Raw genomic sequence first — 15,438 nt, 5'->3', positions numbered from 1 at the left:
GAACAATGCTTAGCTAATTTTATATGCCTCTATTAACCAATAATCGGTTTTAACACCTACAACCATAGCGGGTTATATGCGCCAAGACGCGCAACCCTTGCGTGCCAAGTCGGTTGCATTAAGTTGCAAATCAAATCAATTCGACCAGCAAATTGCGGTCGGGCTTGCACTTAATGGAGTCATCCGATGCGTATCGAGGGTTCTGGTTCCGCTGGCCAGGTCAACGCGTCTTCCGCCAAGCCCGACGCGTCGCTGTCGGACCGCATCATGCTCGCCCAGGCGGCCAAGTCCCAGGCCGGCGGCAAGCCCGAGGACGAGTTCGTCCTGCCCCCGCCCGACAAGATCATCAAGGTCACGCCGATCCCGGCCGGCGGCGGCATCGAGTCGCTCGCCTACAAGCTCCCGCCGGACGCGGCCATCGACAACATCAAGATCGTCGAGATCGACGGCGAGAAGATGCTGGTGCTCGTCCAGGGCAACGGCACCGTCCTCGTGCTCGAGGGCATGGGCGACCTCTCCAGCGGTCTCGTCACCCTCCCCGACCTGATCGTCGGCGATATCCAGATCCCGCAGCAGGCCCTCGAGGCCGCGTTCCTGAACAGCGGCATCCAGCCCGCCGCCGGCCCCGGCGCGCAGGCCTCCTCGGGCGGCAACTTCGAGGTGCCCCCGGGCGACATCGGCCCCGGGCTCGAGATCAGCCCCCTGCTGCCGCCGACCGAGCTCTCCTTCGAGCCGACGCAGCCCGAGATCGTCTCGCCGCCCGACCTGTTCCCCTCCGTCAGCGTGCCCGGCCTGGGCGTCGCCGAGACGACCGTGTACGAAGCCGGCCTGCCCGGCCGTGTCGTCAACGGCCAGACGGAGCCGGAAGGCAGCGACGCCGCTTCCAACTCCGAGGCGACGAGCGGCCTGATCACCTACACGCAGGGCAACGCCCCCGCGACGGTGACCATCAACGGCGTCGTCATCACCGGCGCGATCGGCCAGAGCATCACGCTGCCGGAAGGCACGCTGACCATCATCAGCTACGCTCCGGGCAAGATCGGCTACAGCTTCACGCTCACCGACAACACCTCGGGCGATAACACGACCGTCTCCCTGCCCGTCGTCGTCACCGACGCCGACGGCGACAAGGCCTCGGCCAACCTCGTCATCACCATCGTCGACGACGCCCCGGTCGCCCATAACGACGTCGACCAGCTCGCGCTGGGCGAGACGTCGCAGAGCGGCAACGTCGTGTCGGGCGCCGGCACCGTGTCTCCCGCCACCGGCGCGGACACCGTGGGCGCCGACAATGCGCGCGTCACCGAGGTGAAGATCGGCGACACGGTCGTCGCCGTGCCCGCCTCCGGCACGGTCGTCATCGACGGCCTGTACGGCCAGCTCACCATCGCCGCGAACGGCGACTACACCTATGTCCGCGCCGCCAACACGCCCGGCGGCAACCAGGACGTGTTCACCTATACGCTGACCGACTCCGACGGCGACCCCTCGCAGGCGACGCTGACCATCGAGATCCCGAACAGCGTCCCCACGGTGGACTCGGCCGTCGCCAACCTCTCCGACGCGGCGGGCGACAATCACGTCGCCGGCGGCAACGCCGACGCCTTCGTGCCGCAGTCGACCAGCGGCTCGCTCAACATCAATTTCGGCTTCGACGGCCCCGGCTCGCCGGCCTTCCAGGTCAGCTACAATGGCGGCCTCGGCGCGGCCACGACGACGTCGACTGCCGGCGTCACCACGATTGCGGCCAATGACGGCTCGTGGACGCTGACCATCAACGAGACCACCGGCGCGTACACCTTCACGCAGAACACCGCCTACCAGCACGACGCCGACACGAGCACCGACGGCGCGATCGTGACCGTGACGGTGAAGGACACCGACGGCTCGACGCAGTCCGGCACGCTGACGCTCAATATCGCCGACGACACGCCGGTCGCCGCCAACGACGCCGCCACCGCGACGGAAGGCGGCCCCGCCGTCACCGGCAGCGTGCTCGCCAACGACGACCTCGGCGCCGACCACGGCACGGTCGGCACCGACGGCCGCGTGACGGGCGTCAGCTTCGGCGCGACGACCAATTCCATCGCCGTGGGCGGCTCGACCGTCATCGCCGGCGCGCACGGCACGCTGACGCTCAACGCGGACGGCTCCTACAGCTACACCCCCAACGGTAGCGTCAATGCCGGCGTCACCGACGTCTTCACCTACACGGTGACCGACAAGGACGGCGACCCCGCGACCGCGACGCTGACCGTCACCTTCCAGGGCGACAACAATCTTCCGACGCTCGTCTCCGCCAGCGCGACGCTGAGCGACGTGGCCGGCGACGACATGATCGCGGGCAGCAACACCGACCCGTTCGTGCCGCAGTCGACCAGCGGCACCTTGGCCTTCAACTTCGGCGGCGACGGCGCGGGCACGCCGGCCTTCCAGGTCAGCTACAATGGCGGGCTGGGCGCGGCGACCACCTCGTCCACGGCGGGCGTCACCACCATCGCGGCCAATGACGGCTCGTGGAAGGTGACGATCAACGAGACGACGGGCGCCTACACCTTCACCCAGCTCACCGCCTACCAGCACGACGCCGGCGCCAACACCGACGGCGCCATCGTGACGGTGACGCTGAAGGACAGCGACGGCTCCACCCAGTCGGGCACGCTGACGCTGACCATCAACGACGACGTCGTCGCCGCCAACAACGACACCAACACCGCCACCGAGGGCGGCCCCGCCGTCACCGGCAACGTGCTCGGCAACGACGACCTCGGCGCCGACCACGGCACGGTCGGCACGGACGGCCGCGTCACCGGCGTCAGCGCCGGCGCGGGCCCCGTCGTCGCCATCGATCCGAACGGCTCCACCGTCATCGCCGGCGCGCACGGCACGCTGACGCTGCACGCCGACGGCTCCTACAGCTACGTGCCGAACGGCAGCGCCAACTCGGGCGTCACCGACACCTTCACCTACGCCATCACCGACAAGGACGGCGACACCGACACCGCCAGCCTGGTCATCACCTTCCAGGGCGACAACAACGTCCCGACCATTACCTCGCAGACGGCCAGCCTCTCCGACGTGTCCGGCGACAACAACATCGCCGGCAGCAACGCGGACGCCTTCGTGCAGCAGTCGACCAGCGGCTCGCTGAACATCGGGTTCGGCGGCGACGGCGCGGGCTCGCCGTCCTTCCAGGTCAGCTACAATGGCGGGCTGGGCGCGGCGACCACCACCTCGACCGCTGGCGTCACCACCATCGCGGCCAATGACGGCTCGTGGAAGGTGACGATCAACCAGACGACGGGCGAATACACCTTCACGCAGCTCACCGCCTACCAGCACGACGCCGGCGCCACCACCGACGGTGGCGTGGTGACGGTGACGGTCCGCGACAGCGACGGCTCGACGCAGTCCGGCACGCTGACCCTCAACATCGCCGACGACACCCCGACCGCGACCAACGATGCGGCCTCGGCCACCGAGGGCGGCCCCGCCGTCACCGGCAGCGTGCTCGCCAACGACGACCTGGGCGCGGACCACGGCACGGTCGGCACGGACGGCCGCGTCACCAATGTCAGCTTCGGCGCGACGACCAACGCGATCACGGCCGGCGGTTCCACCATCATCGCCGGCGCGCACGGCACGCTGACGCTCAACGCCGACGGCTCCTACAGCTACACCCCGGCCTCGAGCGCCAACGCGGGCGTCACCGACGTGTTCACCTACACGGTGACCGACAAGGACGGCGATACCGCCACGGCGACGCTGACCGTTACCTTCACCGGCGACAACAGCGTTCCGACGCTCGTCTCCGCCAGCGCGACGCTGAGCGACGTGGCCGGCGACGACATGATCGCGGGCAGCAACACCGACCCGTTCGTGCCGCAGTCGACCAGCGGCACCTTGAACTTCAACTTCGGCGGCGACGGCCCCGGCACGCCGGCCTTCCAGGTCAGCTACAATGGCGGGCTGGGCGCGGCGACCACGACGTCCTCGGCCGGCACGACCACGATCTCCGCCAATGACGGCTCGTGGACGCTGACCATCACCGAGGCGACGGGCGCGTACACCTTCACGCAGAACACCGCCTACCAGCACGACGCCGGCGCGAACACCGACGGCGCCATCGTGACGGTGACGCTGAAGGACAGCGACGGCTCCACCCAGTCGGGCACGCTGACGCTGACCATCAACGACGACGTCGTCGCCGCCAACAACGACACCAACACCGCCACCGAGGGCGGCCCCGCCGTCACCGGCAACGTGCTCGGCAACGACGACCTCGGCGCCGACCACGGCACGGTCGGCACGGACGGCCGCGTCACCGGCGTCAGCGCCGGCGCGGGCCCCGTCGTCGCCATCGATCCGAACGGCTCCACCGTCATCGCCGGCGCGCACGGCACGCTGACGCTGCACGCCGACGGCTCCTACAGCTACGTGCCGAACGGCAGCGCAAACTCGGGCGTCACCGACACCTTCACCTACGCCATCACCGACAAGGATGGCGACACCGACACCGCCAGCCTGGTCATCACCTTCCAGGGCGACAACAACGTCCCGACGATCACCTCGCAGACGGCGAACCTCTCCGATGTCTCCGGCGACAACAACGTCGCCGGCAGCAACGCCGACGCCTTCGTTCAGCAGTCGACCAGCGGTTCGCTGGGCATCGGCTTCGGCGGCGACGGCCCGGGCGCGCCGTCCTTCCAGGTCAGCTACAATGGCGGGCTGGGCGCGGCGACCACCACCTCGACCGCTGGCGTCACCACCATCGCGGCCAATGACGGCTCGTGGAAGGTGACGATCAACCAGACGACGGGCGAGTACACCTTCACGCAGCTCACCGCCTACCAGCACGACGCCGGCGCCACCACCGACGGCGGTGTGGTGACGGTGACGGTGCGCGACAGCGACGGCTCGACGCAGTCCGGCACCCTGACCCTCAACATCGCCGACGACACCCCGACCGCGACCAACGATGCGGCCTCGGCCACCGAGGGCGGCCCCGCCGTCACCGGCAGCGTGCTCGCCAACGACGACCTGGGCGCGGACCACGGCACGGTCGGCACGGACGGGCGCGTCACCAATGTGAGCTTCGGCGCCACCACCAACACGATCACGGCCGGCGGCTCCACGATCATCGCCGGCGCGCACGGCACGCTGACGCTCAACGCCGACGGCTCCTACAGCTACACCCCGGCCTCGAGCGCCAACGCGGGCGTCACCGACGTGTTCACCTACACGGTGACCGACAAGGACGGCGATACCGCCACGGCGACGCTGACCGTTACCTTCACCGGCGACAACAGCGTTCCCACGATCACCTCGCAGACCGCCAACCTCTCCGACGTCTCCGGCGACAACAACATCGCCGGCAGCAACGCCGACGCCTTCGTTCAGCAGTCGACCAGCGGCTCGATGGGCATCAACTTCGGCGGCGACGGCGCGGGCACGCCGGCCTTCCAGGCCAGCTATGACGGCGGGCTCGGCGCGGCGACCACGACCTCGGCGTCCGGCGTCACCACCATCACGGCCAATGACGGCTCCTGGAAGGTGACGATCAACGAGACGACCGGCGCCTACACCTTCACCCAGCTCACCGCCTACCAGCACGACGCCGGCGCGACCACCGACGGCGGCGTGGTGACCGTGACGGTGAAGGACGGCGACGGCTCGACCCAGTCGGCCACCCTGACGCTGAACATCGCGGACGACACGCCGACCGCGGCGAACGACACGGGCAGCGCCACCGAGGGCGGCTCCGCCGTCACCGGCAACGTGCTTGGCAACGACGACCTCGGCGCCGACCATGGCACGGTGGGCACGGACGGCCGCGTCACCAATGTCAGCTTCGGCGCGACCAACAACACGATCGCGGCCAACGGCTCGACGGTGATCAACGGCGCCTACGGCACGCTGACGCTCAACGCCGACGGCTCGTACAGCTACGCGCCGAAGTCGAACATCAGCAACGCCAGCCCGGTGCAGGACGTCTTCACCTACACCGTGAAGGACAAGGACGGCGACACCGCCACCGCCACGCTGACCATCACCGTGTCCGACGGCCCGAACCCGTCCTGCTCGGGCTCGGTCTCGCTGACCGTCAACGAGGCGGCGCTGGCCTTCGGCTCCAATCCGCCGCTCACCACCGAGCAGGCGACGAGCGGAGCCGGAAACCAGCTCACCTTCACGGCCGGCTCCGACAACATCGTGTCGATCGGGTTCGCCAACCCGAACGACGCGGGCAACTCCATCACCGTGAACGGCCTGGCCTCCGGCTACTCGATCTCGTGGACCGTCAGCCCCGACGGCCACACGCTGACCGGCGCGCTGTACCAGGGCGGCACGCTGCTCGCCGCCTCCGCGCTCACCGTCACGCTGGGCGGGACGCTCAGCGCGGCGGCCGGCGCGACCGCGACGCCGACCGTGACGGTCAATCTCGGCTCCGCCTTCCCGGAGGCGACCGCGATCCTCAGCCAGATCAGCCTGACCGGCGTGAAGGTGGTGGCCACCGACACCGACCTGGACACGGTGACCGGCTCCGTCGCGGTGACGGTGCAGGACGACGCTCCGAGCATCTCCAACATCCAGGACGCGATCCTGCCGAACCTCTCGAACACCACGGTCCACGGCACGTGGGCCCCGGTGTTCGGCGCGGACGGGCAGAACACGCAGACGGCGATCAATATCGTGCTCGGCCAGGCCCCGGCGGGCTACAGCTACACGACGGCCGCCGCCGGCACGTCGCCGACGGGCGAGGCGGTGACGCAGGTCGACGTCTACCAGTCGGGCGCGAAGCTCTACACCTTCTTCGAGTACACCCACTACGACGCGGCGACCGGCGTCGCCACGCTCTACGCCTACACGGTGGACGCCCAGGCGACCAAGGACCCGCTGTTCGAGCTGGCCCTGAACGCCGACGGTACCTACACCTTCCACCTCGACACCAACAGCATCTCGACCTCGACGACCGTGCAGTTCGCCACGCTAAGCCCGGGCAACAGCGCCTACATCGTCGAGGACAACGGGGTCATCTACTACCCGAACAAGCAGGGCACGATCACCGGCAACTCCGGCCCGTACGACCTGGTCATCGACGGCTTCTCGGGTTCCTCGGCGTTCAGCGGCAGCGGCCTCTACGGCGGCACCGTGTTCGTGAACAACGGCGCGGGCGGCGGCGCGGGCATCGGCAACGGCAACCTCGACACCAACGAGACCGTGACCTTCACCTTCGCCAACACGCAGAACTACGTCTCGCTCAACGTCGGCAAGGCGTCGCAGACCTCGCTGAAGGAGAACTTCACCGTCACGATCTACAGCGCCGACGGGACGCAGCATTCGACGGCGACCTTCTCCTATCCCACCGGCACGCCGCTGGTGATCGACGCCGCCACCTGGGCCGCCCACTCCTCCGACCCCTTCTTCGCCTTCAGCCAGCTGTGGGTCACCAACGCGGGCGGCACGGGCGCGGACACCAAGATCCTGCTCACTGAGTTCACCTACGACCAGGTGACGGTGATCAACGACCAGACGTTCAACTTCAACGTCTCGGTGACGGACGGCGACGGCGACACCTACACCAGCGCCGACCCACTCACCGTGTACCTGCAGGGCGGCACAAACGCTTCCGGCGGCTACACCTACAACGCGTCGGCCTCCTTCGAGACCTTCGCCATGAGCGCCGGCGGCGACAGCGTCGACGCCACCTCCGGGGCCAACGACACGGCTGACTACAGCGCCTCGGCGACGGGCGTCTCGGTCGCCCTCGCCCTGGCGGCCGCGGCCACGGTCGGCGGCGGCGCGACCGGCGACACGCTGAAGGGCATCGAGAACCTGTACGGCTCGGCGCAGGGCGACACGCTGACCGGCGACAGCAATTCCAACCTGCTGTACGGCGCGTCCGGCAACGACATCCTGACCGGCAACGGAGGCGACGACATCCTGATCGGCGGCCTCGGCGCAGACACGATGACGGGCGGCTTGGGCAACGACCTGTTCGTGCTGACGCCGAACGGCGTGCCGGGCGTCAAGGACGTCATCGCCGACTACCACAACGCGGGCGCGGAGCACGACACGATCGACCTCACCCATCTGTTCGACGTCGGCGTCGGCAAGTCGGTGAGCGACTATGTCAGCTACTCCGCGACCACGGGCGAACTGCGCGTGGACACGACCGGAAGCGGCAACTTCAGCGATCCGGCCACCACCGTGGCGATCGTCAACTCGGACGGGAACACCAACCCGACCGGAGGCGCGCACCCGGGCACGGGCTCGATCCAGATCATCTACGACGACGCCACCACGCACGCCCAGCACACGACCACGTTGGGTTAATAGAACCGCAACACGGTGCAAGAACGGGGGCCGATTGGCCCCCGTTTCTGTTTTTAAGAGGCATCTTTCAACCTGCTCTCATACTCCGTTAGGAAGTGCGGCCTACGCTACTATTGGTTGTAGCGAGTTGAGGCCGCCATGCATCGTATCGATTATTCCCGCCTTCGCTTTCTGGTGGCGAGCGGCGAGGTGCTGACGCGCGATACGCTGCGCACGATCCTCCACGCCTACGGCGCCGCCGCCGTGTACCAGGCCCGCGACGGCTTCGAGGCGCTGGACGTGTTCTCCTCGGCCGAGCCCGACATCGTGTTCGCCGACCGCGAGATGGCGCTCGTCGGCGGCCTGGAGCTGACGCGGCTGATCCGGCTTACCGAGACGACCGGCGGCATGACCGGCAACCCCTACGCCCCGCTCGTGCTCGTCGCCCGCGAGCTGCGGCGCGAGGCGATCCGCGAGGCGGCCGACGCCGGCGTCACCGAGTATCTGGTGAAGCCGATCTCGGCGCGCACCGTCTACAAGCTGGTCGAGGGCGTCGTGCTCGACCCCCGCCCCTTCATCCAGCTCGACACCTATTTCGGCCCCGACCGCCGGCGCGGCGAGCAGCGCGTCGACGGCGACCGCCGCGCGCGCCGCTCCGAGCCGGACAGCCGCCGCGTCCTGCCCGGGCCGCAGGGCCCGGTGATCGAGGACGTGTACGGCGACCACGTCGTGGTGCGCCCGCCCAACGCGCTGTGCCGCCGCGCGGCGATCCCGGCCGGCGGCGAGACGGAGACGCGCGTGTCGGTGATCGAGCGCGCCGAGACCGCGCTGGCCGGCCTGCAACAGGAGTATCAGGCCCGCATGGCGAGCGAGCTCGACGCGCTGCAGGGGGCCTGCACGGCGCTGATGAGCCGCCCCGCCCTCGCCTCGGCACGCGGCGCGTTCGCGGCCGCCGCCGACCAGACGCGCCTGCGCGCCCAGGATTTCGGCTTCGTCATGGCCGAGCGCATCGCCGCGGGCCTCTCCGAGCTGCTGGTCCGGCCCGGCTTCGACTTCGGCGCGCTGAAGGCCATCGAGTGCCACGTCGACGCGCTGCGCGCCGTGCTGAGCGCCGGCGGCTCCAACGAAGGCGACGCGCTGGTCGACACCATGGTGGCGCACTTGGGCTCGATGACCGCCGAACTCGCCCCGAACCGCTCCCAGGTCGGCGTCAGCGCCCGCAACTGAGCGGGCTACGGCGCGGCGATCGCCGGCGGACGCCGCGCGGCCGGACGGAACACGCCCTCGCCGGCCGGAAGCAGAGGCTGGGCGGAGCGCTCGACGAGCGGCCGGCCGACCAACATGGCGGCCGCCGCCTCCGGCTTTTGCGGCGACAGCAGTGAGCGCGCGTCGGCGATCCGCGTCGCGCTGAGCAGCAGATCGAACGGCGCTGAGGCCTTCGCCTCTTCCGGGCGCGGCAAGCGCGCGGGCGCGGCGGTCTCCTCGCACAGCCCGGTCACGACCACGGTGCGGGCCGGCGCGCGCGCGCCGCTTACCGGCTTGGGCCGGGCCGGGTCCGGGCGCGCGGCGAAGCCGGAGGCGGTGAGCACGAAGCGCCAGGCGTCCCGGTCGCGCTCCAGCGCCAGCGAGCGCAGGCCGGACGAGCCCGACGTGCTGGCCACGCGCACCACGTCGCGCACATGCGAGATCACCGAGTCCCCGGAGGTGAAACGCCGACCGAACGCCGCCTGATAGGCGGGGTCGGCGAAGGTGAGGTCGAGTTCGCGGGCGGAGAGCTCGTCTTGCATGCGGATGGAGAGCGGCGTCACGCCGCCGCGCACCGACAATTCGCCGTCGCCGATGGCCGCCACCTCGAAGCCGTGCTGGCTCGACACCTGGCAGGTCCAGGCGCGCGGCCCGGCGGCGAGCGCCGCGCCCGACGTCGCGCAGGCGACGGCCCAGCCGAGCGCGAGGGCGCGGGCGGCGGAGGGGCGTGAGGCTCGGCGTGGCGTCGACACGGGTTCCGGCATGGGCTCGCGGGGCGATGAGCCCATCATGCCAGACGCCGGCCCATTAGTCGCGGACCTGGAGTCGCGGGCGGGGTCAGCGGCAGCTTGTCAGTGAGACCCGGCCGGCCTCGCGCCCAGGCCCATGGCGGGCGGCGGCGGCAGGCCGGGCGCTTCGATGGCCTCGCCGGCGTCGTCGTCGGCGGGCTGGGGCGCCGCCTCGGGAGCGGCGGCCGTGCGCAGCCGCTGCGGCGCGGCGGCGGTGCGCGTGCGCTGGCGCACCGTCGCGGTGATGTCGCCCGGGTTAGCGTCGGCGATGCGTTCGGACGGATTGCACTCGCCCGTGAAGAGAAGGTTGGAGGACTGCGGCTTGACGACGACGTGGGCGCCAGTGCGACGGCTCAATTGCGAGGCGTATTGCGAGGTGACGAGCGTCGTCGTGGAGGTGAGGAAGCGCCAGCCGCGGCCGTCGCGCTCGACGATGAGCACCTTGGGCCCGCTCGGCGCGGAGGTGCTGACGGCGCGCAGCACGTCGGAGGTGAAGGCGACGGACGAGCCGGAATCGTCGATGAAGGCGTGGCCGAATCCGGCGAGAGACGGGTACCCGACGAACTTCATCTCGACCGTGTGGCCGGGCCGGCCGTTCGATTCGCGCAGCGTGATGCGCAGCGGCACCTTGGCCTCGCGCAGATACGACCGCGCCTCGCCGGAGGCCGGGATTTCGAGGCCGTACTGGCCGTTGGCGGTGCAGGTCCACTCCTGCACGACGCGGTTGGCGTCGGCGGAGGCCCCGAGGGTTCCCCATGCGAGCGCCGCGCAGGTCCAGCCGACCAGACGGTAGTTCATCGACGCACTCCCATACCCGCCCCTGTCCGATCCGGGCGACGTGATCAGGTTAAGCCCGAACCGCGCGAAACCTCATTAAAATCAGCGCGGAATCCATCTTAGGCACGGACTTCACGCGAAGATAGTTATCCAATGTTGCCAAGCTTGTCCCCGTTTTTTATCCATTGAAATTTAATAAGTCGCTTCCCCGGCCCCACGCCATCCGCGGTCGACGACCCGCCGGATCGCGGCCGCGCCGGGCACGATATTCGAGGAAATAGAGAACCTTCCGTCCGCTAGCCCGTTGTGAACGCACGGCGCAGCCATGCCTGCGTCTCGTCCAATGACGGGAGAATTCACATGCTCAAGACCCATATCGCCGCCTGCCTCGTGACCACGGCCCTGCTGGCCGGTCCGGCGCTCGCCCAGTCCAACCCGCCCGCCTCGACCGCCCCGGCCACGCCGGCTCCGACGGTGAACGCGCCCGCCGCCACGGCCCCGGCGACGACCGCTCCCTCGACGGTGAGCAGCTCGTCCGCCATGTCGGGCCAGTACATGACCCAGATGTCGACCGACCAGTGGCGCGCCAGCAAGATGGTCGGCCTCAACATCTACGGCGCCAACAACGAGAAGATCGGCGACGTCAACGAGATCGTGCTCGACCGCAGCGGCAACGCCCAGGCGGTGGTGATCGGCGTCGGCGGCTTCCTCGGCATCGGCGAGAAGAACGTCGCGGTGCCGTTCAAGTCCGTGGAGTGGACCTACGCCGACCGCTCGACCGTCGCGGCCAACGCGCCCGCCGGCACGGCTCCGGCCACCACGGCTCCGGCGACGACGGCAGCCGCGCCCGCGACCACCGCGCCACGCACGGACGTGACCGGCTCGACCGCCGCCACGCGCAACATGGACTACCCGGACCACGGCATCCTGCGCATGACGAAGGACGAGCTGAAGAACGCCCCGGCGTTCCACTACGCGTCCGACAAGAAGTAACAGCCGAACGCATCGGCCAAGCCGGCCCGCGTGGGCCGGCGAGGCCGGCGGAAAGGGGCCCCTCGGGGCTCCTTTTTCGTTTGCGGGGCCCTGAAGCGTGTCTCTCCTGTATGCTGCGCGCCAGCTTCAGGGAGAATCGCGCCTTGGCCCCCGATCCGACCGCCTTCCCCGCCCCGTCTCATGTCGCGACCGTGCTGGTGGCGGCGGAGGCGGCCGACGCCTTCGCTTTCCTCGCCGACCCGTTGGCGCTCGGCGGCTGGTCGCTGGGCTGCATGGAGACCGGGCCGGACGAGGCGCTGGGCCTGCACCGGGGCCGCTCGCTGTTCGACGGCGCGGAAGGCTGGTTCGAGATCGACGCGAGGGCGGACCTGCTGCTCATCGACTATCTGGTCGGCACGCGCGAGCGACGCCGCCGGCGCATCAGCGCGCGGGTGGTGGCGGCCGAGGACGCCGGCCTGCCCGCGGGGCATTGCTATGTGAGCATGATCGCCTGGCGGCCGGGCGACATGGACGAGGCCCGCTGGCGGCGGCTGTGCGCCGCGCACGAGGCCGAAATCTGGCTGATCAAGGCGCAGATCGAGTCCGGCTACCGCCCCACCCCTGGGGGGCGCGTCATGATCCGTTAGGGCTGGCGGCGCGACCCATGTAGCGCGCCAATCTACAGAGTTGCTACCCTGGGTTGACTCAGCGATGATGCGCGAGGGGGCAGGCTTCGCGGAATCGCAGGGAAGCCAGGGGAAACTCACGGTGGAACAGAACGACGTGCTGTCCGTGGTGGACGATGCGCCGCCGCCGCCGGACATCGCCTTGCCCCGTCAGAAAATCGCGGTGGTCGACGACGACGAGGCGGTGCACGAGGGCACGCGCTTCGCGCTGGCGGGGTACAGGCTCAACGGCGCGGGACTGGAGATCCTCTCGGCCTATTCGGCCGCCGAGGCGCGCGAGCTGCTGCGCGCCCATCCCGATATCGCGGTGATGCTGCTCGACGTCGTAATGGAGACCGACACGTCGGGCCTCGACCTGGTCGACCATATCAGGCGCGACATGGGCAACGAGACCCTGCGGATCATCCTGCGCACGGGCCAGCCGGGCCAGGCGCCGGAGCGCGACGTCGTGCTCAACTACGACATCAACGACTACAAGGCGAAGACCGAGCTGACGGCCGACAAGCTGTTCACCGCCCTCACCTCGGCGTTGCGCGGCCACGCCCAGCTGCGCCGCATCGTCGACCTGCAGGAGGAGTTGCGCCAGGCCAACCGCGACCTCGAGCACCGCGTCCAGCAGCGTACCGCCGAGCTGCTGGCCGCCAACAAGCGCGTCGAGGCGCAATGGGCGCGCGCGCGGCGCGCCAGCGCGTTCCAGAACGAAATCCTCGGCATCGTCGCGCACGACCTCAAGAACCCGCTGTCGATCATCATGGGGCGCACCGAGATCCTGCGCGAGATCATGCGCGGGCAGGCGGCGCTCGAGGACGCGGCGACCAACCAGATCGAGCGCATCCGCGAGTCGGCGCGCCGGCTCACCGCCATGGTCGACGCGCTGATCAAGGACGCGATGACCGACGCGCTGGACCTGCCGGTGCATCTCGACCCCACCGACATCGTCGCCGTGGTGCAGGAGGCGGTCGAGGCCAACCGGCCGCTCGCCCAGGGCAAGCAGCAGACCCTGCTGTTCGAGGGCCCCGGCCGGCTCGACCTCCTCGGCGACCACGAGCGGCTGCGCGAGGCGGTCGACAATCTCGTGTCCAACGCCGTGAAGTACAGCCCGCCCGGCGGCGAGATCGTCGTCTCCGCCGGAGAGACGGGCGGCGAAGCCTACGTCACGGTGCGCGACAGCGGCCCCGGCCTGCTGCCGGAGGACTTCCCGCGCCTGTTCGGCCGCTTCCAGCGTCTGTCGGCGCGGCCCACGGGCGGCGAGAATTCCACGGGGCTCGGCCTGTTCATCGCCAAGCGCATCGTCGACCTGCACGGCGGCCGCATCGAGGTCGACTCGCCGGGTCCCGGCATGGGCGCGTCCTTCACGATCTGGCTGCAGTCCGGCGAGACGGCGGCCGAGGCCGCCGCGTGAAGTCACCCAACCACATCGCCGTCGTCGACGACGAGGCCGAGAGCCGCGAGATGATCGGCGACTACCTGATGCTGCACGGCTTCAGGGTGTCGCTCTGCGATGGCGGCGCGGGCTTGCGCGAGCTGATGGCCCGCGACGCGCCGGACCTCGTCATCCTCGACCTCAACATGCCCGGCGAAGACGGGCTGTCGATCATCCGCTGGATGAAGCAGACCGATTCCGTGCCCGTCATCATGCTCACGGCCACGGCCAGCGCCATCGACCGCGTCGTCGGGCTCGAGCTGGGGGCGGACGACTACCTCACCAAGCCGTGCGAACTGCGCGAGCTGCTGGCGCGCGTCCGCTCCGTGCTGCGGCGGCTGCGCTGGGTGCGCTCCGGCCAGACCGAGCGGCGGCTGGCCGCCATCGTCTCGTTCGACATCGTCGGCTTCAGCCGCCTGGTGCAGGAGGACGAGCCGCGCACGCTGGCCAGCGTGGACGCGGTGCTCGGACAGGTCATCGCGCCCAAGCTGTCGCGGCGCAACGGCACGCTGTTCAAGATGCTCGGCGACGGCGCGCTGATCGACTTCATGAGCGTCGTCGACGCCATCGAATGGGCCGTCGACTTCCAGTCCGAGATGGTGACGCGCCCCGTGCCCCCGGGCCGCATCCCGCTCGAGTTCAGGGTCGGCATCGCGGTCGGCGACATCGTCGTCAACAACAACGACCGCTTCGGCGAAGGCGTCGCGCTCGCCGTGCGCGTGCAGGAAATGTGCGCGCCCGGCGGGCTCACCGTGTCCGACTACGCCCACCAGCTCGTGCGCGGCAAGATCGACGCGAATTTCGCCGACACCGGCCTGCACCAGCTCAAGAACATCGTCGAGCCGATGCGCATCTGGGCCTGGGCCCCGCCCGCGGCGTGAGCCCGAGGCCGGGGCCCGGAGCGCAAAGGGCAAGGGGCGGAGGTCCGCGCCTCGCGCGAAGCGAAAACGGCGGATGCTCGTGCTGGCCGTCAAGGCCAAAGGGCGGACGCCAGTCCGTCCGGAACCCCGAAAGGGCGGACGCCCGTCCGCCCGTTCCCGGAGCCCCGCAGCGGAGCGGAGGGGCATCCGGGATCCAGCGCATGGATGCTGCCGCGAAGCGGCGCTCAATGGAAAAGGCCCATCAGGACGCGCTGACGCGCGACATGTTGCGCTGGACCCCTGTGTATTTCGGTTTGTGGCAGGATGGGTGCGGGCGGGAGATCGATGGGCCCCAGGTGCTTGACACCGTGATC

General features: G+C 69.7%; 8 protein-coding genes. 6 read left to right on the top strand and 2 right to left on the bottom strand.

The window, feature by feature from the left end:
* The first annotated feature begins 186 nt into the window (after positions 1–186).
* Positions 187–8,334: a cadherin-like domain-containing protein gene (locus tag NK718_RS20715; RefSeq protein WP_305883679.1), complete on the top strand. Its 8,148-nt coding sequence runs from the start codon at positions 187–189 to the stop codon at positions 8,332–8,334.
* Positions 8,335–8,472: 138 nt separating this feature from the next.
* Positions 8,473–9,540, top strand: a complete 1,068-nt coding sequence (locus NK718_RS20705; RefSeq protein WP_254746285.1) for a response regulator — start codon at positions 8,473–8,475, stop codon at positions 9,538–9,540.
* 5 nt (positions 9,541–9,545) lie between these two features.
* On the opposite strand, the gene NK718_RS20700 is transcribed toward NK718_RS20705, so the two are convergent.
* Together NK718_RS20700 and NK718_RS20695 are read right to left on the bottom strand one after the other, a co-directional pair.
* A complete protein-coding gene (locus tag NK718_RS20700; RefSeq protein ID WP_254746283.1) occupies positions 9,546–10,322 on the bottom strand; it encodes a hypothetical protein in 777 nt (258 codons plus the stop codon).
* Positions 10,323–10,409: 87 nt separating this feature from the next.
* Positions 10,410–11,144, bottom strand: coding sequence for a hypothetical protein (locus tag NK718_RS20695; RefSeq protein ID WP_254746281.1), 735 nt, complete (start codon positions 11,142–11,144; stop codon positions 10,410–10,412).
* 339 nt (positions 11,145–11,483) lie between these two features.
* Here NK718_RS20695 and NK718_RS20690 point away from each other — a divergent pair, with 339 nt between their 5' ends.
* From NK718_RS20690 to NK718_RS22225, 4 genes are all read left to right on the top strand, one after another.
* Entirely contained in the window at positions 11,484–12,116 is a 633-nt protein-coding gene (locus tag NK718_RS20690; protein ID WP_254746279.1) for a PRC-barrel domain-containing protein, read from the top strand.
* Positions 12,117–12,259: 143 nt separating this feature from the next.
* Positions 12,260–12,742: a hypothetical protein gene (locus NK718_RS20685; RefSeq protein ID WP_254746277.1), complete on the top strand. Its 483-nt coding sequence runs from the start codon at positions 12,260–12,262 to the stop codon at positions 12,740–12,742.
* Positions 12,743–12,809: 67 nt separating this feature from the next.
* Positions 12,810–14,183 carry an ATP-binding response regulator gene (locus NK718_RS20680; RefSeq protein ID WP_443092884.1) on the top strand — a complete coding sequence of 458 codons (1,374 nt, stop codon included), beginning with the start codon at positions 12,810–12,812 and terminating at the stop codon, positions 14,181–14,183.
* 50 nt (positions 14,184–14,233) lie between these two features.
* Positions 14,234–15,085 (top strand): response regulator, encoded by an 852-nt coding sequence (locus NK718_RS22225; RefSeq protein ID WP_254746325.1) that lies wholly within the window; start codon positions 14,234–14,236, stop codon positions 15,083–15,085.
* Positions 15,086–15,438: the final 353 nt, after the last annotated feature.

The organism is Alsobacter ponti (genome assembly GCF_024294805.1).
Classification (GTDB): Bacteria; Pseudomonadota; Alphaproteobacteria; order Rhizobiales; family Beijerinckiaceae; genus Alsobacter; species Alsobacter ponti.
The sequence above is the reverse complement of the archived record's forward strand: the minus strand, read 5'-3'. Positions and strand labels throughout refer to the sequence as shown.